Here is a 23324-nt window from a genome sequence, read left to right on the forward strand (position 1 = left end):
TCAAAGTCCATGGGCATTGTCTGGAGAAAGAGCAGGCTCTTCTGATGGGTTCACTCGGTCATGTGCTCATCTGCCGCTCACCGAAGCGCTCGTCGGCATAGCTGGCACTTTGCCACACATGTAGGCATTCTTAGCCGTTTTGGACGACCTGCCGCCGTTGGCAGCCGTTAACCTGCTACATCTGTAGTAGCCGTCAGCGCAGGATTTTCGCCAGTGCCTCGATCTCTCACCCATAAGCGCGTCCCCGGCGATCCACTCGCCGCTTCCTTGCCGAATTCGGTAAAGGGCGCATTGGTGGCGCTCGTTGTATTGATGCTGGGTCTGCTGTTCTGGCAGCTGTATCACGAGGTGCAACAGAGCACCGACAACCGTGAAAAGCGTGAGCATGAGTACAGCCAGCAGTTGGCTGAGCACATTGGGCTGAACATTAAACTGCGCGCCGACGCAGCCCTCGCGTTGCTGAGCCAAACCGCCGACCAGCCGCCTGCCCCCGAGCAAACCGGTGAGTTGCTGGACAACCTGCGGGCCATATTTCCGTCGTTACAGAGCATCGTCTGGTTGGACGCCGACGGGCGTTCGCTGACTGATACCCAGCCCAATGCCACCGACGCGGCGTTCATTGCCGCTCTGCACCAGCGCAATCAGGGCCAGTCCTATCAATACGTGTTCAGCCCGGTTGGCGAGGGCATGATCTACGCCTATTTGCACAAGGCTGACGACTCCGGCGACTGGGTGGTTCGTATTGGCTTGGAGCAAGTACGCCGTACGTTGGGCGAGCTGTACACCGGCGAGCACCGCTGGCAACTGATTGACCATCAAAGCCACCGCGTCGTGGCGGAACACCCTATCCCCAGCGGCGGCGGTACTCAGCTGACTAGCCCGCTGCAAATAGCCGATTCCGTGCATCTGGTTCCCTTGCCTGGCACCGACTTGATGGTGCGCAGCCTGTTCGACCGCCAGCTCGGCTGGACCGAGCAACTGTCGGCCATCACCGGCAAGTTCCTGCTGTTTATGGCCTGCGCGTTCCTGGCTTTGCTGGCCCTAGTGCGGCTACTGCGCGAACAGCGACGCCTGCGGGAAATGACCACGGCCTCGCGGCGTGAGCTGCGCGACGCCGCCACTGCGCTGGGCGCTATCGAAGAGCGCGTGGTGGTGACGGACGTGACCGGCCATGTGCGCTACCTGAACCCACAAGCGGCCGTGCTGTTTGGCATGCAGACCTATGAAGCACGCGGCCGGCATTTGCTCGATTTGCTGCCTGGGCTGGACCCGGCGTTATTGACCGACGCTGAGCAGTTCGAGGACGGCAACCCCGAGTGGATCGAGCTGGAGCAGCACGACCAAGTGCGCGTGTTCAGTATCACCCGCAGCCTGTTTCAAGACGGCGAAGAACACAGCCAGCCAGGGCACGTTTGGGTGCTGCGCGATGCCACCGAGCAGCAGATGGCGCTGCATATTCTTGAAGACACGCGCCGCCGCTATCAGGACATTTTTGAAGGCAGCGGCGTGGCCCACTGCGTACTCGACCTGGCTGATCTGCGCACCTATCTGCACATTCACAACATCAACAGCCTGAGCGAGTTCGATCACTGGCTGCAGACCTACCCTCACCTGCACGAAGAGCTGATTCAGCACCTGCATATCACCGAGCTGAATCAGGTGGCGCAGCAACTGCTGGGCGTGGAGTCCACGCGCGAGCTGTGGGATCACTTGGTTGATGTCGGCCCCATCGTGCCGGAAAACGTGCGTTACCAATTGATTGGCGCAGTGCTGAGCAAGCAGCGGCAAATCGAGATGGAAAGCCAGATCCTCACACCGCAGGGCCACGAACGTCATCTGTGGCTGGTGCTGCGTCTGCCCGAGCAGAACGATGATTTCCATGCGGTGACGGTGAGCATGAGCGACATCACCGCGCGCAAACGCATCGAGCTGTCGCTCATCGAGCGCGAGCGTTTTTGGTCGGATGTGGCCCGCGCCGTACCCGACACGCTGTATGTGCACGACATGACCGACCGCCGCGTGCTGTTTAGCAATAACCGCCTCGGCCAGCAGTTGGGCTACAGCGGCAAAGAGCTGCGCGACATGCCCGGCCATTTCTGGGAAGTGGTGTTGCACCCTGACGACGCTGAGCAATACGCGCGCATGCGCAGCCTGCAACAGGTGGTGAGCGACGGTCACTTGCTGCAATGCCACCTGCGCTGGCGCCACCGCGACGGCAGTTGGCACTGGTTCGATATTCGCGAACAAGCCCTGAGCCGCACACCCGAGGGTCGCGTGCATCGCCTGATCGGCGTGGCCAAAGACGTGACTGACCAGATTGAAGCCAGCGAGCTGATGCGCAATAACGAGCGCCGTTATCGCTTGCTGGCCGAGAACATCAGCGACGTTATTTTCACCACCGACAGCACGCTGCAGCTCGATTACGTCAGCCCATCGGCGCTGGCCATGTTCGGCTATACGCCGGAATGGATTATCAGCAACGGCTTCCACCCGCTGGCGGCCAACCCGCGCCAGCTGGCCGATGTCGACCAGTTGCTGCTGCGCGTGCGCGCCGCATTGAGTGACCCGCAACGCCTGCGCGACCTGCGCCAGCAATTGGCGACGCGCTTGTTTATGGTCGATTGCGTGCGCGCCGACGGCCACAAACTGCCGACCGAAGTGCGCCTGACCTTGATGTGGGACCAGGACGGCCGCTTTGAAGGCATGCTCGGCGTGGGTCGCAACATCAGTCAGCAGCGCCGCGCGGAGAAAGATTTGCGCATGGCCGCTACCGTATTCGAACACTCGACGGCGGCCATTTTGGTGACCGACCCGGCCGGCTATATCGTGCAGGTCAACGAAGCGTTTTGCCGGGTCAGCGGCTACACCAGCGCTCAGGTGCTCGACCAGCAGCCGGGCATGTTGATGGCGGACGGGCAACAGACCAGCCACCAGGCGTACATCCTCAGTCAGCTGGGGCAGAACGGCAGTTGGGAAGGCGAGGTGTGGCTCAAACGTCGCAACCAGGAAAACTTCCCGGCCTGGGTGGGCATTACGGCGGTGCACGACGATGAAGGCGACCTGGTCAGCTACGTCAGCTTCTTCAGCGATATCAGCGAACGTAAAGCCAGCGAGCAACGCATTCACCGCCTGGCGTATTACGACGCGCTGACCAACCTGCCCAACCGCACGCTGTTCCAGGACCGTTTGCACACTGCCTTGCAGCATGCCGAGCGGCATCTGGAGTGGGTGGTGCTGATGTTCCTCGACCTCGACCGCTTCAAACCCATCAACGACTCGCTCGGCCACGCCGCCGGCGACCGCATGCTCAAAGACGTGGCGCAGCGGCTGGCCGCCTGCGTGGAGGTCGAAGACACCGTCGCGCGTATGGGCGGCGATGAATTCACCTTACTGCTGCGCGCACGCGACACCCGCGCCGGCGCCCTCACCCGCGCCATTCATGTGGCCGAACAGATTCTGGCCAGCCTGTCGCAGCCGTTCATTCTTGAAGGGCGTGAGTTTTTCGTCACCGCCAGTATCGGCATTGCACTCAGCCCGCAAGACGGCGACGAGCTGAGCCAATTGATGAAGAACGCCGACACCGCCATGTACCACGCCAAAGAGCGCGGCAAAAACAACTTCCAGTTTTATCAGGCCGCCATGAACGCCACAGCGCTTGAGCGCCTGGAGCTGGAAAGCGACCTGCGCCACGCCCTCGATCAGAAGCAGTTCGTGCTCTATTACCAGCCGCAATTCAGCGCCAACGGCCAGCGGCTGATCGGTGCCGAAGCATTGTTGCGCTGGCAACACCCGCACCGGGGTCTGGTGGCGCCGAATGAATTTATTCCGGTGCTCGAAGAGCTGGGCCTGGTGGTGGATGTGGGCGACTGGGTGTTGGTGGAAGCCTGCCGACAAATGAACGCCTGGCATGCGCAGGGCGTGAAGGTGCCGAAAGTCTCGGTCAACCTGTCGGCCCGGCAGTTTGCCGAAGGCCAGTTGGGCCAGCGCATCGCACACATTCTTAAAACCAGTGGCTTGAGCCCGAGCTGCCTGGAGTTGGAGCTGACCGAAAGCATTCTGATGCGCGACGTGGAAGAAACCATGCAGGTGCTGGTGGGCTTCAAGCAGTTGGGGCTGAGCATTGCCGTGGACGACTTCGGCACCGGTTATTCCTCGCTCAATTACCTCAAGCAATTCCCCATCGACGTGCTGAAAATCGACCGCAGTTTTGTCGATGGCCTGCCCAGCGGCGAGCAGGACGCGCAGATCGCCCGCGCCATTATCGCCATGGCCCACAGCCTCAACCTGGCGGTGATCGCCGAAGGCGTCGAAACTCAGGAACAGCTCGACTTCCTGCGCGAGCATGGCTGCGACGAAGTGCAGGGCTATCTGCTCGGCAAGCCCATGACGGCCCGCCAACTGGCGGCACAGTTCAGTGGCAACGCGCTGTTTATGCTGAGCTAAAGGTCTGCTGCGGGCCTGCCTGGAAATTTGAAAGCACAATGAGCCGCACTTGTCAGGCACATGACCGACCGTCATGTGCCTGTTTCCGACGTTTCCGGTAGAATCGCCCGCTTCCAATCTTCGGGCCAGCACAACCGCTGCTGGGCTAAGGTCAGGCAGTTTGGCCGACGACCGGAAGATCGTTAATGACCTTTACAGGAGTCCGCCATGTTTAGCCGTTCCACGACTATCGCCACCTACGACGCCGAACTTTTTGCCGCCATGGAGCAAGAAGCTCAGCGCCAGGAAGAGCACATCGAGCTGATCGCCTCGGAGAACTACACCAGCCCGGCGGTGATGGAAGCGCAAGGTTCGGTGCTGACCAACAAGTACGCCGAAGGCTATCCGGGCAAGCGTTACTACGGTGGCTGCGAGTACGTGGATATTGTTGAGCAACTGGCCATCGACCGCGCCAAGGAGCTGTTCGGCGCCGACTACGCCAACGTGCAACCGCACGCCGGCTCGCAAGCCAACAGCGCTGTGTACCTGGCCCTGCTCAATGCAGGCGACACCATTCTGGGCATGAGCCTGGCCCACGGCGGCCACCTGACCCACGGTGCGTCGGTTAGCTCGTCGGGCAAGCTCTACAACGCCGTGCAGTACGGCATCGACGGCAACGGCCTGATCGACTACGACGAAGTCGAGCGCCTGGCCGTTGAGCACAAGCCAAAAATGATCGTGGCTGGCTTCTCGGCTTACTCGCAAATTCTCGACTTCGCCCGTTTCCGCGCCATCGCGGATAAAGTTGGCGCCTACCTGTTCGTCGACATGGCCCACGTGGCCGGCCTGGTTGCCGCTGGCGTGTACCCCAATCCGGTGCCGTTCGCCGACGTGGTCACCACCACCACCCACAAAACCCTGCGCGGTCCACGTGGCGGCCTGATCCTGGCCAAGGCCAACGCCGAAATCGAGAAGAAGCTGAACTCCGCCGTATTCCCGGGTGGCCAGGGCGGCCCGCTGGAGCACGTGATCGCCGCCAAAGCGATCTGCTTCAAAGAAGCGCTGCAACCTGAGTTCAAAACCTACCAGCAGCAAGTGGTGAAAAACGCCAAGGCCATGGCCGGCGTGTTCATCGAACGCGGTTTTGACGTGGTGTCTGGCGGCACTGAAAACCACCTGTTCTTGCTCTCGCTGATCAAGCAGGACATTTCCGGTAAAGACGCCGATGCCGCCTTGGGCAAAGCCTTTATCACCGTGAACAAGAACTCGGTGCCTAACGACCCACGCTCGCCGTTCGTGACCTCCGGTCTGCGCTTCGGGACCCCGGCCGTCACCACCCGTGGCTTCAAGGAAGCAGAATGCCGCGAGTTGGCCGGCTGGATCTGCGACATCCTGGCGGACCTGAACAACGAAGCGGTGATCGACGCCGTGCGTGAGAAGGTCAAAGCCATCTGCGCCAAGCTGCCGGTTTACGGCAAATAAGCTCAAGCGCCGCCTTTGCTCACGAAGGCGCAGAAACGAAAAAGCCCGGCCAAGAGCCGGGCTTTTTTATGCCTGCAGCGTGGCTTTAAAAGGCGACGCGGTAGTGCACGGTGTAAGCCTCTACACCATCGTTCGGCTGGCTGATGCCGGCGTTGGAATAGTGAATGGCGCGCAGGCCCACTTCCTGGCCGGCGAAGCGCAGGCCCAGGCCCAAGCGGTCTTCGAATTGGAAAGAGGAACCGAGATCGTTGGTTTCAAGTTCGGTGTTGGCGAACAGCGCCACGCCAATACCGGCTTCTACATAAGGACGAACGTTTTCGCCGGCGAACTCGTAAACGAACACCGGGGCGAACGACACGCTGTGGTTGCTGGAGGTTTTATCACCGTCCCAGTACGTGTAGCCCGCATCCCAGTAGCCGGTCAGACGACCAACGTCGCTCTGCCACCAACTGGTGCCGAAATCGAACTGGGTACCCAAGCGGTACACCATCGTCGAATCACCCGTTTGGCCAATGGCCACGGTGACATCGGCGGCGTGCGCGGAAAGGGACAAACCAAGGGAAAGGGCTGCAGACGCAACCAAGGAAATCAACTTCATCGCAACGTCCTTTGTATCAGGTTGATCACAGATATCTGCGTAACGGCTGAATTATAGAAATTTTGGCTATAAGCGAAAGGTACAGCTCGCATGAAATAGCGTTGATTACTCGGCCTTTTTACGGGATTTGCTCTCAATTGCTGATAACACTACCGCCCTAGCGGCGCGACGCTGACCCCTCTGCCAACTAGGAGCGGCAGTACCTGAATTAGGTTCGATAAATTTCCACTCGACCATAAACGGGTCGCGGAACCGGGCTGATCGGCGAGCAGATTCTGCTCACTGAGCAGCCGTTGCAGCTGCCGAGCGACCGCCATGCCGGTGTCAATGAGCGTCACCGAGGGCGGTACCAATTCCCGCAATAAGGGTTTGATAAATGGGTAATGGGTGCAGCCCAGAATCAAGGTGTCGCAGCCTTCGGCGAGCAGCGGCTCGACGTACCCGCGCAACAGTTCGCGGGTGACCTCGCTGTGCAGCTCGCCCGCCTCAATCAGCTCGACCAGCCCTGGGCACGGCCGCGTGATAACCCGCACATCGCTGGCGAAACGGTCGAGCAAGGCGGCGAACTTGGCGCTCTGCAAGGTGCCGGTTGTGGCCAGCACCCCGACCACTCCGCTTCGTGTTGCCGCCGCCGCCGGCTTTACCGCCGGCTCCATACCGATAATGGGCAACTGAGGATATTGCTCGCGCAGCTCGTTGATGCCCGCAGCGGTGGCCGTATTGCAGGCCACCACAAGCGCCTTGGCGCCCTGTTCCATCAAAAAATCGGTGATGACGGCGCTGCGCTTACGAATGAACTCGGGCGTTTTCTCGCCGTAGGGGACGTGGCCGCTGTCGGCGACATACAGCAAGGTTTCGTTGGGCAACAGGCGCTGAATTTCGCCCAGCACGGAGAGCCCGCCAACGCCCGAATCGAACACGCCGACCGGCGCCGACTTACTCATGGGCGCGACCCGCACACAGCGCAGGCCGGGTCACGTTTGACCCGCAGCTCGCGAAAGCGCGAGCCCAGCGCGTCGATCAGCAACAGTCGGCCCACCAGCGGCTCACCAAAACCGGCGAGTAGCTTCAGCGCTTCGAGCGCTTGCAATGAGCCGACCAGACCAACGAGCGGGCCGACCACGCCGGCTTCACTGCAGGTCAGCTCAGCCTCGCTGCCATGCCCGTACAGACAGTGGTAGCAAGGACTGTTGGCTTGGCGCGGATCGAACACCGACAACTGGCCTTCTAGGCGAATTGCCGCGCCACTCACCAGCGGCTTCCCGGCCGCGACGCAGGCGGCGTTCACCGCTTCGCGCGTGCCGAAATTGTCGGAGCAGTCCAACACCAAATCCACCGCCTCAACCGCCGCGTTCATGCTGTCGGCCTCCAGGGCACTGCGGTGGGCGTGCAGGCTCACGAGCGGATTGATCGCCCGCAATCGGGTTTGCATGGAGTCGACTTTGCTCTGGCCGACACTGGCTGTGTCGTGGGCAATCTGGCGTTGCAGGTTGGTGACGTCGACGGTATCGAAGTCTGCCAAATGCAGCTCCCCGACGCCCGCTGCCGCCAGGTAAAGCGCCACCGGCGAACCGAGGCCACCCAGCCCTACGATCAGCGCGCGGCTGTTTTTCAGGCGCAACTGGCCGTCGATGTCGATCTGGGTGAGCAGAATCTGCCGACTGTAGCGCAGCAGTTCTTCATCCGTAAGCGAGTCATGCATTGTCGTAACGCCCCAGGCTGATTCGTTCATGGCCGCCCAAATCGCGACGGCTTTCAATGGCATTAAAGCCTTGTGCTGCCAGCAGCTCACGGACGGCGGCAGCCTGGTCAAAACCGTGTTCCAACAACAGCCAGCCGCCGGCAACCAGGTGCGCGGGGGCGTGCTGAATAATCAATCGAATATCGTCCAGCCCATCCGGGCCCGACACCAGTGCACTGGCCGGCTCGAAGCGCACGTCGCCCTCGTCCAAGTGGTGATCGTCGGCGCGTATATAAGGAGGGTTGCTGACGATCAGGGCGAAGCGCTGAGCAGCGACCGCGCTAAACCAGTGACTGTGGCGAAAACCGGCATTGGCCAGGTTGAGGCGCAGCCGATTGCGCTCAGCCAGTGCTACCGCTTCGGGCACACGGTCCACGCCGAGAACCGTCCAGCCCGGGCGTTCGCTGGCCAGAGCCAAGGCAATAGCGCCCGTGCCGGTGCCGAGATCGAGCGCAGCAATGGGGTTATGCGGCAACAGCTCGAGCGCGGTTTCGACCAGCAACTCGGTGTCGGGACGGGGAATTAACGTGTGCGGCGCTACTTCGAGGTCCAGGCTCCAGAAGCCTTGTTGGCCGAGAATATAAGCGACGGGCTCGCCTCCCTGGCGGCGGGCAATGGAGGCGTGAAAGCGCTGCAATTGCTCAGCATCGAGCTCGCGCTCCGGCCAGGTGCGCAAGTAGCTGCGCGGCTTGCCCAGCGCCGCCGCGAGCAACAGCTCGATGTCCAACTGCGCGGTGTCCGAGCCAGGCAAGGTGACGCTGGCCAGCAGGTACTGAATGCTCGATGCGCCGCCTTGGCCAGTCAACGATCAGTCTCCCAGCGCGGCCAATTGGTCGGCCTGGTATTCGCTGAGCAGCGGTTCGATCACAGCGTCAACGCCACCGGCCAACACGTCGTCCAGGTTATAGAGCGTCAGGTTGATGCGGTGATCTGTGACGCGGCCCTGGGGAAAGTTGTACGTGCGAATGCGCTCGGAGCGATCACCCGAGCCAACGAGCAAGCGACGCGTGTCCGAGATCTCTTTGTGCGCCGCGGCTTCCTGTTGATCGTTGAGCTTGGCCGACAACCAGGCCATGGCCTTGGCGCGGTTCTTGTGCTGCGACCGTTCTTCCTGGCATTCGACAACGATGCCGGACGGAAGGTGGGTGATGCGGATCGCCGAATCGGTTTTGTTCACGTGTTGACCACCGGCCCCCGAGGAGCGGTAGGTGTCAACTCGCAGGTCCGCCGGGTTGATTTCGATGGCTTGCTGCTCATCCGGCTCCGGCAACACCGCGACGGTGCAAGCGGACGTATGAATGCGCCCCTGCGACTCGGTTTCCGGCACGCGCTGCACGCGATGCGCGCCCGACTCGAACTTGAGTTTGGCGTACACGTTGTCGCCTTCCACGCGAGCGATCACTTCTTTATAGCCGCCGTGCTCGCCGATGTTTTCCGAGAGAATTTCGACGCGCCAGCCGCGTTTTTCGGCGTAGCGCGAGTACATGCGAAACAGGTCGCCAGAAAAAATCGCCGCCTCGTCGCCACCAGTGCCGGCGCGCACTTCGAGGAACACGTTGCGGCCGTCGTTAGGGTCTTTGGGCAACAGCATGCGTTGCAGGCGGGCTTCCAGATCGGCGAGCAATTCTTTGCTGTCGGCCACTTCTTGCTCGGCCATTTCGCGCATGTCCGGGTCGCTGTCTTTGAGCAGCGCCTGGGCGCCCTGCATGTCGGCAGTGACTTTGCGGAATTCCTGCAACAGCTGCACCACCGGCTCGACCTCGGCGTACTCCTTGGAATACGCGCGGAACTTGCTCTGATCGCTGATCACCTCGGCGTCGCCCAGCAGCGCCGTCAGTTCCTCGAAGCGGTCGTGGATCATGTCCAGTTTATTCAGCAGTGACGCTTTCATTGCGGGGTTTTATCCGTGGTGCTCTCGTCGAGCGCGAAGAGTTCCTGGGCGACGGTCAACGCATCGATGCGCCCGTCAGCCGAGAGTTTTTTCAACTGCACGCTCGGCGCGTGCAGCAGTTTGTTGGTCAGGCCACGGGCCAGTTGGGCCAGCGCTTCTTCGGCCGAGGTGCCGTTGGCGAGCAAGCGCTGCGCCTTGGCCAGCTCGTCATCGCGCAGCCGTTCGGCTTGCTGGCGGTACGCCTTGAGCACATCCACCGCCGCCAACTCACGCAGACGCGACATGAAGTCGCTGGTGCCGACGGCGACCAATTCTTCAGCGGCCTGGGCAGCGCCTTGGCGGCTTTTGAGGTTTTCGGCGATTACATCGTGGAGGTCGTCGACGGTATAGAGGTACACATCGTCCAGCTCGCCGACTTCGGGCTCGATGTCGCGCGGCACGGCGATGTCGACCATAAAGATCGGCTTGTGCTTGCGCTGCTTCAGCGCACTTTCTACCGCGCCTTTGCCGAGGATTGGCAACTGGCTGGCGGTGGAGCTGATGACGATATCGCTGCTGATCAGCTCTTGAGGAATTTCCGACAGCAGCACCGCGTGGGCCCCGAACTGTTCGGCCAGCTGGCTGGCGCGCTCAAGGGTGCGGTTGGCCACCACAATGCGTTTCACGCCCTGCTCGTAGAGATGCCGGGCAACCAGGGTGATGGTTTCGCCGGCGCCGATCAGCAGGGCCTGACTGTTATTCAGGTTGCTGAAAATCTGCTTGGCCAGGCTGACGGCGGCGAAGGCCACGGACACCGGGTTCTCGCCAATGGCGGTGTCGGTGCGCACTTGTTTGGCGGTGCTAAAGGTGGCTTGAAACAGGCGCCCAAGCAGCGGGCCGACCGTGCCGGCTTCGCGGGCCACGGCGTAGGCAGATTTCATCTGACCAAGAATTTGTGGCTCGCCGAGTACCATGGAATCGAGGCCCGAGGCCACGCGCATCATGTGGCGCACGGCAGAGTCGTCCTGGTGCACATAGGCGCAAGCGCGCAGTTCGTCGAGGCTGAGGTTGTGGTAATCGGCCAGCCAGGCCAACACGCTGTCGGCGGTCAGGCTGTCCTGCTCGATGTACAACTCGCTGCGGTTACAGGTCGACAGAATGGCCGCCTCGCGGCTCGCGGTGCGCGCACATAGTTGCTGCAATGCCTCAACCAACTGCTCCGGGGTGAACGCCACACGTTCGCGGACGTCCACCGAGGCGGTCTTGTGGTTGATACCGAGGGCGAGAAAGGTCATGCAGGGTCGCTGGCAGAAACGGGAAGCCGCTAATTGTCCTACTTCACCAGAGTGAGAACAACCACCGCTCACTATTGTCCTAATAGCCGGTAGCCTGTCTCGCACAGCCAACCATAGATAGGCGCTTGCCCCATGGGTTTTGCCCCACGGCTTGTGTCATGATGCCCGCACCGCAGGTAAGTCGCCCTTTCCTATATATGAATAAATCGTTGCCATTGTTCGCCGCCGTCTTGTTTCTCGGGGGCTGCGCCAGCCTGAGCCCATCCAAGCAGGACGGCGTACCGCCGGTGGAAGACACCGCGCCGGTCGCCGTTGCCAAGCCTCAGGTGTACGGTTCGTTTAGCGAAGAAACGCTGCTTTCCTTGCTCACCGCCGAGCTTGCCGGGCAACGTAATCGCTTCGACATCGCCCTGGAAAACTACATTCAGCAAGCCAACGAAACCCAGGACGCCGGCGTTGCCGAGCGCGGATTTCGCATCGCTGAATACCTGGGCGCCGACGAACCTGCGCTGGAAATGTCGCTGATCTGGGCCAAGAACGCGCCAGACAACCTTGAAGCGCAACGCGCCGCCGCGATTCAGTTGGCCCGCGCCGGCCGCTACGACGAATCCATGGTGTACATGGAAAAAGTGCTGCAAGGCCAAGGCGACACCCACTTCGACTTCCTCGCCCTCTCCGCTGCCGAAACCGATCCCGACACCCGCGCCGGCTTGCAACAGAGCTTCGACCGTCTGCTGGTGAAATACCCGGATAACGGTCAACTGCTGTTCGGCAAAGCGCTGTTACTGCAGCAAGACGGACACCCCGACACCGCCCTGCAATTGCTAGAAGATCAGAAAGCCGCGACCCATGACGTCGCCCCGCTGCTGCTGCGCGCCCGTCTTCTGCAAAGCATGAAGCGCGGCGACGAAGCCATTCCTCTGTTGGAAAAAGGCATCAAACAGCATCCGGATGACAAGCGTCTGCGCCTGGCTTATGCACGCCTTCTGGTCGAGCAGAACCGCCTCGATGACGCCAAGGTCGAGTTCGCTTCCCTGGTTCAGCAATTCCCCGATGACGATGACCTGCGATTTTCGTTAGCGCTGGTGTGTCTGGAAGCCGGGGCTTGGCAGGAAGCGATCGGCTATCTGCAGGACCTGGTTGAACGCGAGAGCCACGTCGATGCCGCGCACTTCAATCTCGGCCGCGCCTATGAAGAATTGAAAGACCCGAACAATGCCGTTCAGGAGTTCAGCCAAGTCGGCCCAGGTAACGATTACCTGCCGGCGCAGCTGCGTCAGGCCAACATTCTGTTCGACACCGGTCGCAGCAGCGAAGCCTCGAAGGTGCTCGCCGAAGCCCGCGAAACCCAGCCGGATTACGCCATTCAGCTGTACTTGATCGAAGCCGAAGCGCAGTCCAGCCGGCAGCATTACGACCAAGCGTGGGCGGTGATTCAGCGCGCGCTGAAGCAGTACCCGGACGACCTGAACCTGCTTTACACCCGCTCGATGCTCGCCGAAAAACGCAACGACCTGAAGCAACTCGAAGCGGACCTGCGCACCATCCTCAGCCGCGAGCCGGACAACTCCATGGCGCTTAACGCCCTGGGCTACACGCTGGTCGACCGCACCACGCGCTATGCCGAAGGCCGTGACCTGATTCAAAAAGCCCACAAGCTGAGCCCCGACGATCCGGCGATTCTCGACAGCCTCGGCTGGGCCAACTACCGCACCGGCAATCTCGACGAAGCTGAGCGCCTATTGCGTCAGGCCCTGGAGCGCTTCCCAGACGCCGAAGTAGCAGCGCATTTGGGCGAAGTGCTTTGGGCCAACGGCAAACAGTCGGAAGCCAAAAAGGTGTGGGCAGCGGCTCAAAAAGAACAGCCCGACAATTCAATCCTGCGCGAAACCCTGTTGCGCCTGACCGGTTCCGAGAAGCTTTAAATGCGTTTGCGCCACCTCATTGTTATCGGCCTGCTCGCTGTACTCAGCGGCTGCGCCGGCCTCACCTCCCATGAATCGTTGGACGGCCAGGGTGACCCGGCTAAATGGCAGGCGCACAAAACGCGCACCGTTGCCCTGAACGGCTGGCAGATCAGCGGCAAAGTCGGCATTCGCGCTCCGAGAGATTCCGGCAGCGGCACGCTGTTCTGGCTGCAACGCCAAGACTATTTCGACATTCGTCTTTCCGGTCCACTGGGTCGCGGCGCTGCCCGACTGACCGGCCATGCCGGCGACGTCACGCTGGAAGTCGCCAATCAGGGTCGCTACCAAGCAGAAACTCCTGAGGCGCTGCTCGAAGAGCAACTGGGCTGGAAGCTGCCGATTTCACACCTGACCTGGTGGGTTCGCGGCCTGCCCGCGCCCGACAGCAAAAGCGGCCTGACACTCGACAGTGAGAGCCACTTGCAGCGCTTGAGTCAGGACGGCTGGCAAGTTGAATACCTCAGCTATGCCGAGCAAAACGGCTACTGGCTGCCAGAACGGATGAAGCTGCACGGTCGCGACCTCGACGTCACGTTGGTGATCAAGGACTGGCAGCCGCGCCAGCTGGGCCAGTGATGTCGGCTGCTCGCTTGACCTTGCCGGCCCCGGCAAAACTGAATCTTATGCTGCACATCCTCGGCCGCCGCGCCGACGGCTACCACCAACTGCAAACCTTGTTTCAGTTTCTCGACTACAGCGATGAGCTGACCTTCGCCTTGCGCGATGACGGCGAGATCCGTCTGCACACCGACATCGACGGCGTGCCCCACGAAAGCAACCTGATCGTAAAAGCCGCGCGGCAATTGCAACGCAACAGCGGCTGCTCGCTCGGGGCAGATATCTGGCTGGAAAAACGTCTGCCCATGGGCGGCGGTATTGGCGGCGGTAGCTCGGATGCCGCTACCACATTGCTGGGGCTCAACCACATTTGGCAGCTGGGTTGGAGCCTCGACCAACTGGCCGAACTGGGCGTGAACCTGGGCGCCGATGTGCCGGTGTTTGTGAAGGGCCATGCGGCATTTGCAGAGGGCGTTGGCGAGGTGCTGACCCCGGTGGAATTGGACGAACCGTGGTTTCTTGTGGCGATACCGCAAGTATCTGTCAGCACAGCAGAAATTTTCTCCGACGCGGAGTTGACACGCGATACTCCCCCGATTACATTGTCGGCCGTTCTCGAGCGGGGCGGTCGTAATGACTGTCAGTCGGTGGTCGAGAGGCGTTACCCAGATGTTCGTAACGCTTTGATCTTGCTAAACAAATTTGTTTCAGTTAGATTAACCGGCACTGGTTGTTGTGTTTTTGGGAGCTTCCCTAACAAAGCCGAAGCTGATAAAGTCGCGGCCCAACTTCCAGCCTCCCTGCCAGGGTTTGTTGCTAAAGGTTGTAACGTTTCGATGTTGCACCAGCGGTTACAAACACTGTCCTGAGAAGCGGATGCTAAGCATCCAGTTGCACATTACAGGGGCGTCGCCAAGCGGTAAGGCAGCAGGTTTTGATCCTGCCATGCGTTGGTTCGAATCCAGCCGCCCCTGCCATTTTCTATACTCATCCAGGTATACCCTCAGCCGGCAGGTACTGCGCGTGTCCAAGATGATGGTCTTTACGGGGAATGCTAACCCCGATCTGGCGCGACGTATCGTACGTCAGCTGCATATCCCACTCGGCGATGCCTCCGTTGGAAAATTTTCCGATGGCGAAATCAGCATTGAAATCAACGAAAACGTTCGCGGTAAAGACGTCTTCCTGATCCAGCCGACATGCGCGCCAACCAACGATAACCTGATGGAACTGGTGGTAATGGCCGACGCCTTCCGCCGCTCCTCGGCTACTCGAATCACAGCCGTGATCCCCTACTTCGGTTACGCCCGCCAGGATCGCCGTCCGCGTTCCGCTCGGGTGGCAATCAGCGCCAAAGTGGTGGCTGACATGCTGACCGTCGTCGGTATCGACCGCGTTCTGACTGTTGATTTGCACGCCGACCAGATTCAGGGCTTCTTCGATATTCCGGTAGATAACATCTACGGTTCGCCAGTTCTGGTGGACGACATCGAAGACCAACGTTTCGAAAACCTGATGATCGTGTCTCCGGACATTGGCGGTGTAGTGCGTGCTCGCGCTGTCGCCAAATCCTTGGGCGTGGATCTGGCCATCATCGACAAACGTCGCGAGAAGGCCAACCACTCCGAAGTGATGCACATCATTGGTGATGTTGAAGGCCGTACCTGCATCCTCGTGGATGACATGGTCGACACCGCCGGCACACTCTGCCACGCGGCCAAGGCTCTGAAGGAACACGGCGCTGCCAAGGTATTTGCCTACGCAACGCACGCCGTTCTCTCCGGTCGCGCCATCGAGAACATCGAAAATTCCATGCTCGACGAACTGGTGGTAACAAACACCATCCCGTTGTCGGCAGCTGCTCAAGCCTGCAAACGTATCCGCCAATTGGATATCGCGCCGGTAGTCGCTGAGGCGGTCCGCCGCATCAGCAATGAAGAATCGATCAGCGCGATGTTCCGCTAAGGGCTAAACCCCTGGCTGCATGACGCAGAACGAAAGTGCCCCGCCTCGTGCGGGGCTTTTTGCCTCACCGCCTTCCATTGCCGGTCGCAAGCAATGAAGGCGGCGATGTTTATTTTGGAGATTCACCATGACTGATTTTGCCCTGAATGCTGAAGTGCGTTCCGACCTGGGGAAAGGTGCGAGCCGCCGCCTGCGTCGTCTCGCCGCCCAAGTTCCTGCCGTAGTTTACGGTGGCGACAAAGCGCCTGTTTCCATCACCCTGCTGGCCAAAGAAATTGCCAAGCTGCTGGAAAACGAAGCTGCCTACAGCCACGTCATCACCCTGACCGTTGGCGGCGCTGCTGAAACTGTAGTGATCAAAGCCCTGCAACGTCACCCGGCCAAGGGTCACGTTCTGCACGCTGACTTCGTCCGCGTTATTGCTGGCCAGAAACTGACCGTCCTCGTTCCATTGCACTTCATCAACCAGGAAACTGCAGTTGGCGTGAAGCAGCAAGGTGGCGAAGTTTCCCACACCGCCGCTGAAGTTGAAGTGTCCTGCGAGGCTAAAGACCTGCCGGAATTCATCAACGTCGACATGGCTAAAGTAGAAATTGGTCAGATCGTTCACCTGTCGGACCTGACTCTGCCAGCTGGCGTTGAACTGGTTGCTCTGGCACACGGCAAAGACTTGCCAGTTGCCAACATCCACGCTTCGCGCGTACCGAAAGAAGATGAAGCAGAAGGCGCAGCCGAGTAATTCTCGCCTCGTCTAAGGAAGGGCTCCTGTCGTGACTGCCGTACAACTGATCGTCGGCCTGGGTAATCCAGGCGCTGAATACGAACAGACCCGGCATAACGCAGGAGCCCTTTTTGTTGAGCGTCTCGCTGCGGCCCAACGGGTCAATCTGGTAGCAGAGCGCAAATTTTTCGGCCTGACGGCGCGTTTCAGCCATCAAGGTCTCGATATTCGTCTGTTGATTCCCACTACCTACATGAACCGCAGCGGCCAGGCTGTTGCCGCCATGGCTGGTTTCTACCGCATTCCGGTAGACGCCATTCTGGTAGCCCACGACGAACTCGACATGCCTCCCGGCGTCGCCAAATTCAAACAAGGCGGCGGGCACGGTGGGCATAACGGCTTGCGCGACATCATTGCGCAACTCGGCAATCAAAATACCTTTCACCGTCTGCGCCTTGGCATTGGCCACCCCGGTGAAGCCAGCAAGGTATCCGGCTTTGTACTGGGTCGCGCGCCCCGCGCCGAGCAGGACAAACTGGACGCCAGCATCGATTTTGCCCTTGGCGTGATGCCAGAGGTTTACGCCGGGGAATGGAATCGGGCGATGAAGCTCCTGCACAGCCAGAAGGCCTGACCCTTCTTTTTAGCGAATTCACTTCCGCGAGGATTACACCATGGGATTTAACTGCGGCATCGTCGGCCTGCCCAACGTCGGCAAGTCCACCCTGTTCAACGCCCTGACCAAATCCGGCATCGCGGCGGAGAACTTCCCGTTCTGCACCATCGAGCCCAACAGCGGCATCGTGCCCATGCCGGACCCGCGTCTTGATGCGCTGGCAGCCATTGTTAATCCGAAGCGCATCCTGCCGACCACTATGGAATTCGTCGACATCGCCGGCCTGGTGGCCGGTGCATCCAAAGGCGAGGGCCTGGGCAACAAATTCCTCGCCAACATTCGTGAGACCGACGCCATCGCCCATGTGGTGCGCTGCTTTGAAGACGACAACGTCATCCACGTTTCCAACAGCGTCGACCCCAAGCGCGACATCGAGATCATCGACCTCGAACTGATCTTCGCCGACCTCGACAGCTGCGAAAAACAGCTGCAGAAAGTCACGCGTAACGCCAAGGGCGGCGACAAAGACGCCGTTGCGCAGAAAGCTTTGCTGGAACAACTGATCAACCACTTCACCGAAGGCAAGCCCGCGCGCAGCCTCATGAAGAACATGAGCAGCGAAGAAAAGCTGATCATCCGTGGCTTCCACCTGCTGACCACCAAGCCTGTGATGTACATCGCCAACGTGGCCGAAGACGGCTTCGAGAACAACCCGTTGCTCGACGTGGTGCAAGCCATCGCCAATGAAGAAGGCGCGATCGTGGTGCCCGTCTGCAACAAGATCGAAGCGGAAATCGCCGAGCTCGATGATGGCGAAGAAAAAGACATGTTCCTCGAAGCCCTTGGCCTCGAAGAACCTGGCTTGAACCGCGTCATCCGCGCCGGGTATGAGATGCTTCACCTGCAAACCTACTTCACCGCCGGCGTTGAAGAAGTTCGCGCCTGGACCGTTCGCGTCGGCGCCACCGCACCGCAAGCCGCTGGCGTGATTCACACCGACTTCGAAAAAGGCTTTATCCGCGCCGAAGTCATCGCCTACGACGACTTCATCCAGTTCAAAGGCGAAGCCGGCGCGAAAGAAGCCGGTAAATGGCGTTTGGAAGGCAAGGAATACATCGTCAAAGACGGTGACGTGATGCACTTCCGCTTCAACGTCTAAGGCTACGCGACAGACAAAAGCCCTCCACGTGAGGGCTTTTTTTCGAGCCAAAAATCTCATGCCGCTGGAGCGTTTCCAAGCACAACACACGCCTCAAACCGCAACAAACATCGCTTTGGCCATAAACACGATCCCCAGCATTTGAACCAGTACGCTGCCATGGATAAACCGCGAGCGCCCAGCCGTCATCCGGCCCGTTCGCAGCCAAAATACCCCCACCAAAAAGTGTCCAAGAATACTCAGGGCCAAGGCTATTTTCAGTGTCAGCAGTGCATTGAAATGCGAAGCGAAAGGCTCAGCCAACGCCGCGCGATATCGCCAGGCAAGGCTTGCGCCGGCGCCATACAACGCCAGTACGACCCAATGCATTACCACGCGCGCACGCTGCCCCACCGATCGGGAAAGCTGCTCGCGCGCACCGCGATGAAGAACCCCAGCAGCGCGGCTTAAAATCATCGTCTCGAAAAACACACCGCCGATAAAAAAGGCAGCCGCCAGAAAATGCACGAATTTAATCAGCAGGTAAGACATATCCCCTCCCCTTAGCCAGGCTGTCCGTCAGCTCGCCCGCGGCACAACATCGGTGCATAGCGAAACAGAAACAGCGCGAACGCCACGCTCCAACTCAGCCCAGCCAGCCAAAGCGACGGCCAATACCAAACCTGAACACCCACCACGCGAAACAGCCCGCCGACGTTGAGCAACAAAAACGCCACGCTCATGCCGCGAGGCAGCGTTAGCGCCCGCCCGGTATGCCCCAGCGAAACCCGCGCAAGCATCGCCAAAATCAGGCCGCCCATGGCCCCAATTGTCATCGCGTGCAACGCTTGGCTCGCCGAAACCGGAAGGCCGAAATGCCAGAGCGCCATGCCCGCACAGGCCAGCGCCAACCAGGCGTAAGCCAAGTGCAAGGACCACAATAGAGGCACCCGCAAAAGGCCCCTGTCGAACCAGCGAAACAAGCGAATGGCGTGCCCTAGGGCAAGCGCTGCGTACATCAGCCCTACGTCGAAACGCGGTTGCAACGCCGGGCCGGCGGCAAGCATCAATGCGAGACTGACAGTGACCAGCAGCAGCGCCCAGTCCAACCACGGCCACGGCTGCACGGCGTCTCTGCGGTTCAACCCGCGCTGAGTAAAAAAAGGAATCACCCGGCCACCGATCAATCCCATCATCGCCGCCACCAACCAGACCGCCGCCCAAATTCCCTGGCGCTGCCACACCTCATCGCCGCGCATCACACCCACCAGCGTTAACAGGTCAGCCGCCGCCAACAGCAGCAAAATGAACACGACCGGATAGTTTCGCCGCTGACGCGCAGCCCCTAGCAACCGCGCCATCAGAAACGCGGCGGCCAACAAAAACACCACGTTGCAGGTCAGCAACACCGCCGGTATCGGCTGCCACCACGCCAGCCGAGCGATGAGCCACACCAGCACCAACAGCATTAACGGCGGGCCCGACATACTCGGGCGTCCGGTCCAGGTCTGCACCGCTGTTAGCAGAAAGCCGACGATAATCGCCCCGCCAAAGCCAAACACCAGTTCATGCCGATGCCACGCCAACCACCCACCGGTGGGGCTGGCCAGTAGCGGCCTTGCGCTCCATGCCGGCAACCAAAGCGCCATCGCCACACACGCGAACAGGCAGCCGAACAGAAAGAACGGACGAAACCCCAGCCGCCACAACGCCGTACCGTTCAGCGCCTCACGTCGGTCAGTAATGTGCATAGCCTCTCCCCGGCCGTCAGCGGCCCGGCCGAATCCTGACGCCGCGCACTGCCCCATGGCCAGGCGGCCAGACGTCGCAGGGCGTGCGCTGGAGTCGTCCAAGCCTCGGACACAGAGCACTTCGGAAAAAGCGCAAGCCAACGGCGGCAGATTCGCCAGCGCTTACAGAGCTGACCGCCACCCTCGACAATCGCGGCCTAGGGCTGCGCCCGACTAATCGCCTCGCTAAAGCAATTCTTCGGCGCGGCTTGCAGCGCTTACGTGTAGGCCCGAAGATGAAGCCCGTCAGCACCTGGCTTGGAGCGCCAATGAACTCGTCCACCCTGCCCCATGGGTCGCCACACGCCGCAGCGTTTGCCAGCGCTATCAGCGCCTTGCTCACCGCAGCCAGCCACTGGTCACAAACGCGCGCCTGGGCCTGGTATCGGGTCAACGATCATTTGCACCTTAGCGGCCAGGGCGAAGCGGGTTCGTCGTGGCCGGCGAGTCTTTCGACCGCACAGCTCGACACGTTTTGCGCAACCCATCATCTCCAGCGCTGGGCCACCGGCAGCGGTGAAAACGTGTTGGGCTGGCTACTCGCCCCGCAGGATTGCAGCACCGAAGACGCAACCGTTCTGGCCGAGCTGGCGCAGCAATTGGCCTTGCAAACCCAAGCCATCACCCTGGCTCGTGCGCAGCTAACCCAACGCGTGCTGTATGAAATTACTTACCTGGCCACCTCCACCCGTGAGCGCTCCGAGTTTTTGATGGGTGTGCACAAACAACTGGCCAGCCTGATCGACGCGGAAAACTTCTACCTGGCGCTGTACGACAGCGATACGCGCAAGATCACCTATCCCTACTACGTCGACATCATTGACACCGAGGCCTTGGAGTCCGAGACGTACGAGTACCTGAACCCGGATCAACTGTCGCTCACCGGCACGGTGCTCACCAGCGGCCAGCCCTTGCTGATCGATTCAGCAGGCATCTACGCCGCCGAAGTCGAAGGCCGCTTTTTCTGCGTAGGACACAAGCCGGAATTCTGGATGGGCGCTCCGCTGAAGAACGCCTCCGACGAAGTGTTCGGCATGCTCGCCATGCAGGTGTACGAGAAGTCGCGCGTCTATAACTCCGAAGACCGCGCGTTATTTCTCGTGGTCGTACGCCACGTCGCCATGGCACTGGACCGCATTCTTCACCGCGCCGATCTGGAAGAGACCGTCTCACGGCGAACCCTGCAGTTATCCGAGCTCAATCACACGCTGCGCCAGGAAGTGGCCGACCGCGAGCGCGCCGAACATCTTCAGAGCGCGCTGTTCCAGATCACCGAATTGTCCAGCCAACCGGGGGAAATGGTTGACCTGTTTCGCGGCCTGCACAGCATCGTTGGCGAGCTGTTGTTTGCCCTCAACTTCTATATCGCCCAGTTCGACCGGCAGACCGACGAAGTCAGTTTTCCCTACTTCGTCGACGAACAACGCAGCGATCCACCACCGTCGCGCCGGGGCCAACGAGGCCTGACCGAATACGTAATTCGCCAGCGCCGGCCGTGCCTGATCGACTACGACGAAGCCTCACGGTTAATGGACGTTGGCGAAATCGAGCGCAGCAAAGAACCGGTGCGCTCACAGTCCTGGCTAGGCATTCCGCTGTTCGCCGACAACGACGTACGCGGCGTGCTGGTGGTGCAGAGCTATGAGCCCAACGTGCGCTATAGCCTGCGCGATCAGGAACTGCTCACCTTCGTATCGCGGCACATCGACACCGCCTTCTCCCGCCGCAACGCCGCCGAAGCGGTGCAGGCCGCCAACCTGCAACTGGAAGAACGGGTGCAAAGCCGCACCCGCGAACTGGACTACGCCAACGCCAAGCTGCAACACGAAAACACCCACGACTCACTGACCGGCCTGCCCAACCGCAGCCACCTGCAGCATCGCCTGAACCTGGCCTGGAATAACTTCCGCGACCACGGCAAGCAGTTGGTGGTGATGTTCATCGACCTGGACCGTTTCAAACTGATCAACGACAGCCTCGGCCACCACTTCGGCGACCTGCTGCTCACCGAAGCCGCCGCCCGCCTGCGCGCCTGCTTGCGTGGCAGCGACCTGCTCGCGCGCCTCGGCGGCGACGAATTTGCCGTACTCGCACCTGGCGCACCGCTCGACGTCGCCATTGGCATTGCCGAACGCATCCTCACCGAATTCGATCTGCCGTTCGCCATCGACGGCCACACCTTGTTCTCCTCGTGCAGCATCGGCATCGTCAGCGCCGACCAGCAATTCCATCAGGAACCCGCCGACCTGCTACGCGACGCAGACACCGCCATGTACCGGGTGAAAAATGGCGGCCGCGACAGCTACGCCGTGTTCAACCAGGAGCTGCGGCGCGAAGTGTCCGACCAAATGGAACGCGAAGGTGCGCTGCGAAACGCGCTAAAACGCAGCGACGAACTGGTGCCGTACTTTCAACCCATCGTGAACGTGCGCACCGGTGAACTGGTGTCGCTGGAAGCCCTAATTCGCTGGCATCAACCCGACGGCTCCGTAATCGCGCCCGGCTACTTCCTACCCGCTCTGGAAGGCCTACGCCTGATCGGTCGGCTGGACCTGTACATGCTCAACTGCGTGGCCGAAATTCTCGCCCAACCGCAGCACGCCAACTGGCCGACCGTGCACGTCAACTGCTCGAGCTATAGCATTACCCGCACCGAATTCGCCGATGAAGTACTGAGCGTACTCGCGCGCCACAACATCGCCCCGGCCCGCATCTGCCTGGAACTCACCGAAGGCGCACTGGTGGCCGAGCCGGCGCAAGCGCAACTGACCATGCAGCAATTGTCCGACCAAGGCATGAGCGTGGTACTCGACGATTTCGGCTCAGGTTTTTCATCCCTGAGCTACGTGCATCAGTACCAATTCAGCGGCTTGAAGATCGACAAATCCTTCATCTTCGAACTCACCACCAGCTCACGCAGCCGCGCCATCGTGCGCGCCATCGTGCGTATGGCCGAATCGCTGGGGTTATCGGTGGTGGCGGAAGGGGTAGAAGACGAAGCGACGTTGCAGCTATTACGCGAGATCGGCGCAGGGCAAGCGCAAGGCTACTTCTTCGCCAAACCCTTGGCTCTGGAACAGCTCACGCAAAACCCGCTCATGCAACCCAGCAGCATCGCCCAAAGCGACACCCACTAACTCTGTAAGCGCTTGATCATGCGT

The 23324-nt window shown here is 60.5% G+C and carries 18 protein-coding genes and 1 tRNA gene; 11 read left to right on the top strand and 8 right to left on the bottom strand.

Annotated features, from left to right (window positions below):
• Window positions 1-312 precede the first annotated feature (312 nt).
• On the top strand, window positions 313-4443 hold the full coding sequence (locus tag ACZZ0Q_RS19440; RefSeq protein WP_463542285.1) for a sensor domain-containing protein: 4131 nt from the start codon (window positions 313-315) through the stop codon (window positions 4441-4443).
• Between the two features lie 207 nt (window positions 4444-4650).
• Complete coding sequence (gene glyA / locus ACZZ0Q_RS19445) at window positions 4651-5904, top strand: serine hydroxymethyltransferase (RefSeq protein ID WP_463541120.1); 1254 nt, start codon at window positions 4651-4653, stop codon at window positions 5902-5904.
• Window positions 5905-5989: 85 nt separating this feature from the next.
• Here the strand turns inward: glyA and ACZZ0Q_RS19450 are convergent, their stop codons facing one another.
• The 6 genes from ACZZ0Q_RS19450 to hemA form a co-directional block, all read right to left on the bottom strand.
• Complete coding sequence (locus ACZZ0Q_RS19450; RefSeq protein ID WP_122492971.1) at window positions 5990-6502, bottom strand: acyloxyacyl hydrolase; 513 nt, start codon at window positions 6500-6502, stop codon at window positions 5990-5992.
• A 149-nt stretch (window positions 6503-6651) separates the two neighbouring features.
• A complete protein-coding gene (gene murI, locus ACZZ0Q_RS19455; protein ID WP_463541119.1) occupies window positions 6652-7446 on the bottom strand; it encodes a glutamate racemase in 795 nt (264 codons plus the stop codon).
• Window positions 7443-8204, bottom strand: a complete 762-nt coding sequence (locus tag ACZZ0Q_RS19460) for a molybdopterin-synthase adenylyltransferase MoeB (protein ID WP_463541118.1) — start codon at window positions 8202-8204, stop codon at window positions 7443-7445. The genes murI and ACZZ0Q_RS19460 overlap by 4 nt, the downstream gene beginning before the upstream one ends.
• Window positions 8197-9048: a peptide chain release factor N(5)-glutamine methyltransferase gene (gene prmC / locus ACZZ0Q_RS19465; protein WP_463541117.1), complete on the bottom strand. Its 852-nt coding sequence runs from the start codon at window positions 9046-9048 to the stop codon at window positions 8197-8199. The genes ACZZ0Q_RS19460 and prmC overlap by 8 nt, the downstream gene beginning before the upstream one ends.
• Before the next feature lie 3 nt (window positions 9049-9051).
• Window positions 9052-10134 carry a peptide chain release factor 1 gene (gene prfA, locus ACZZ0Q_RS19470; protein WP_463541116.1) on the bottom strand — a complete coding sequence of 361 codons (1083 nt, stop codon included), beginning with the start codon at window positions 10132-10134 and terminating at the stop codon, window positions 9052-9054.
• Window positions 10131-11408, bottom strand: a complete 1278-nt coding sequence (hemA, locus tag ACZZ0Q_RS19475) for a glutamyl-tRNA reductase (protein WP_463536241.1) — start codon at window positions 11406-11408, stop codon at window positions 10131-10133. Before hemA ends, prfA begins: the two co-directional genes overlap by 4 nt.
• Window positions 11409-11605: 197 nt before the next feature.
• Here hemA and ACZZ0Q_RS19480 point away from each other — a divergent pair, with 197 nt between their 5' ends.
• The 8 genes from ACZZ0Q_RS19480 to ychF all read left to right on the top strand — a co-directional run bounded on the left by ACZZ0Q_RS19480 (window position 11606) and on the right by ychF (window position 18394).
• On the top strand, window positions 11606-13333 hold the full coding sequence (locus tag ACZZ0Q_RS19480) for a tetratricopeptide repeat protein (protein WP_463560860.1): 1728 nt from the start codon (window positions 11606-11608) through the stop codon (window positions 13331-13333).
• Window positions 13334-13951 (top strand): lipoprotein insertase outer membrane protein LolB, encoded by a 618-nt coding sequence (gene lolB, locus ACZZ0Q_RS19485; RefSeq protein WP_463541115.1) that lies wholly within the window; start codon window positions 13334-13336, stop codon window positions 13949-13951.
• Complete coding sequence (gene ispE, locus ACZZ0Q_RS19490; RefSeq protein ID WP_463541114.1) at window positions 13951-14802, top strand: 4-(cytidine 5'-diphospho)-2-C-methyl-D-erythritol kinase; 852 nt, start codon at window positions 13951-13953, stop codon at window positions 14800-14802. The genes lolB and ispE overlap by 1 nt, the downstream gene beginning before the upstream one ends.
• A gap of 33 nt (window positions 14803-14835) precedes the next feature.
• Window positions 14836-14910, top strand: a tRNA-Gln gene (locus ACZZ0Q_RS19495).
• Between the two features lie 46 nt (window positions 14911-14956).
• Complete coding sequence (locus tag ACZZ0Q_RS19500; RefSeq protein WP_108098481.1) at window positions 14957-15898, top strand: ribose-phosphate pyrophosphokinase; 942 nt, start codon at window positions 14957-14959, stop codon at window positions 15896-15898.
• A 127-nt stretch (window positions 15899-16025) separates the two neighbouring features.
• On the top strand, window positions 16026-16637 hold the full coding sequence (locus ACZZ0Q_RS19505) for a 50S ribosomal protein L25/general stress protein Ctc (RefSeq protein WP_463541113.1): 612 nt from the start codon (window positions 16026-16028) through the stop codon (window positions 16635-16637).
• A 31-nt stretch (window positions 16638-16668) separates the two neighbouring features.
• Entirely contained in the window at window positions 16669-17253 is a 585-nt protein-coding gene (gene pth, locus ACZZ0Q_RS19510; RefSeq protein WP_463541112.1) for an aminoacyl-tRNA hydrolase, read from the top strand.
• Window positions 17254-17293: 40 nt separating this feature from the next.
• Complete coding sequence (gene ychF, locus ACZZ0Q_RS19515) at window positions 17294-18394, top strand: redox-regulated ATPase YchF (protein WP_463541111.1); 1101 nt, start codon at window positions 17294-17296, stop codon at window positions 18392-18394.
• A 93-nt stretch (window positions 18395-18487) separates the two neighbouring features.
• Here ychF and ACZZ0Q_RS19520 read toward each other — a convergent pair whose 3' ends face one another.
• The gene (locus ACZZ0Q_RS19520) at window positions 18488-18925 is read right to left on the bottom strand and encodes a CopD family copper resistance protein (protein WP_463541110.1); all 438 of its coding nucleotides are present in this window, start codon (window positions 18923-18925) and stop codon (window positions 18488-18490) included.
• A gap of 11 nt (window positions 18926-18936) precedes the next feature.
• The gene (locus ACZZ0Q_RS19525; protein WP_463560862.1) at window positions 18937-20124 is read right to left on the bottom strand and encodes an NnrS family protein; all 1188 of its coding nucleotides are present in this window, start codon (window positions 20122-20124) and stop codon (window positions 18937-18939) included.
• A 308-nt stretch (window positions 20125-20432) separates the two neighbouring features.
• On the opposite strand from ACZZ0Q_RS19525, the gene ACZZ0Q_RS19530 reads away from it, so the two are divergent.
• Window positions 20433-23300: a bifunctional diguanylate cyclase/phosphodiesterase gene (locus ACZZ0Q_RS19530; RefSeq protein WP_463541109.1), complete on the top strand. Its 2868-nt coding sequence runs from the start codon at window positions 20433-20435 to the stop codon at window positions 23298-23300.
• The last annotated feature ends 24 nt before the right edge of the window (window positions 23301-23324 follow it).

This window comes from Pseudomonas sp. AC070, from assembly GCF_979258635.1.

Excerpts from the sequence above, each read along its gene's own strand:
- ychF (WP_463541111.1), top strand. The coding sequence starts at position 17,294 with ATGGGATTTAACTGCGGCATCGTCGGCCTGCCCAACGTCGGCAAGTCC.
- ACZZ0Q_RS19440 (WP_463542285.1), top strand. The coding sequence starts at position 313 with ATGCTGGGTCTGCTGTTCTGGCAGCTGTATCACGAGGTGCAACAGAGC.
- prfA (WP_463541116.1), bottom strand. The coding sequence starts at position 10,134 with ATGAAAGCGTCACTGCTGAATAAACTGGACATGATCCACGACCGCTTC.
- ACZZ0Q_RS19505 (WP_463541113.1), top strand. The coding sequence starts at position 16,026 with ATGACTGATTTTGCCCTGAATGCTGAAGTGCGTTCCGACCTGGGGAAA.
- ispE (WP_463541114.1), top strand. The coding sequence starts at position 13,951 with ATGTCGGCTGCTCGCTTGACCTTGCCGGCCCCGGCAAAACTGAATCTT.
- ACZZ0Q_RS19520 (WP_463541110.1), bottom strand. The coding sequence starts at position 18,925 with ATGTCTTACCTGCTGATTAAATTCGTGCATTTTCTGGCGGCTGCCTTT.
- ACZZ0Q_RS19530 (WP_463541109.1), top strand. The coding sequence starts at position 20,433 with ATGAACTCGTCCACCCTGCCCCATGGGTCGCCACACGCCGCAGCGTTT.
- hemA (WP_463536241.1), bottom strand. The coding sequence starts at position 11,408 with ATGACCTTTCTCGCCCTCGGTATCAACCACAAGACCGCCTCGGTGGAC.
- glyA (WP_463541120.1), top strand. The coding sequence starts at position 4,651 with ATGTTTAGCCGTTCCACGACTATCGCCACCTACGACGCCGAACTTTTT.
- ACZZ0Q_RS19480 (WP_463560860.1), top strand. The coding sequence starts at position 11,606 with ATGAATAAATCGTTGCCATTGTTCGCCGCCGTCTTGTTTCTCGGGGGC.
- ACZZ0Q_RS19450 (WP_122492971.1), bottom strand. The coding sequence starts at position 6,502 with ATGAAGTTGATTTCCTTGGTTGCGTCTGCAGCCCTTTCCCTTGGTTTG.
- murI (WP_463541119.1), bottom strand. The coding sequence starts at position 7,446 with ATGAGTAAGTCGGCGCCGGTCGGCGTGTTCGATTCGGGCGTTGGCGGG.
- lolB (WP_463541115.1), top strand. The coding sequence starts at position 13,334 with ATGCGTTTGCGCCACCTCATTGTTATCGGCCTGCTCGCTGTACTCAGC.
- ACZZ0Q_RS19460 (WP_463541118.1), bottom strand. The coding sequence starts at position 8,204 with ATGCATGACTCGCTTACGGATGAAGAACTGCTGCGCTACAGTCGGCAG.
- ACZZ0Q_RS19525 (WP_463560862.1), bottom strand. The coding sequence starts at position 20,124 with ATGCACATTACTGACCGACGTGAGGCGCTGAACGGTACGGCGTTGTGG.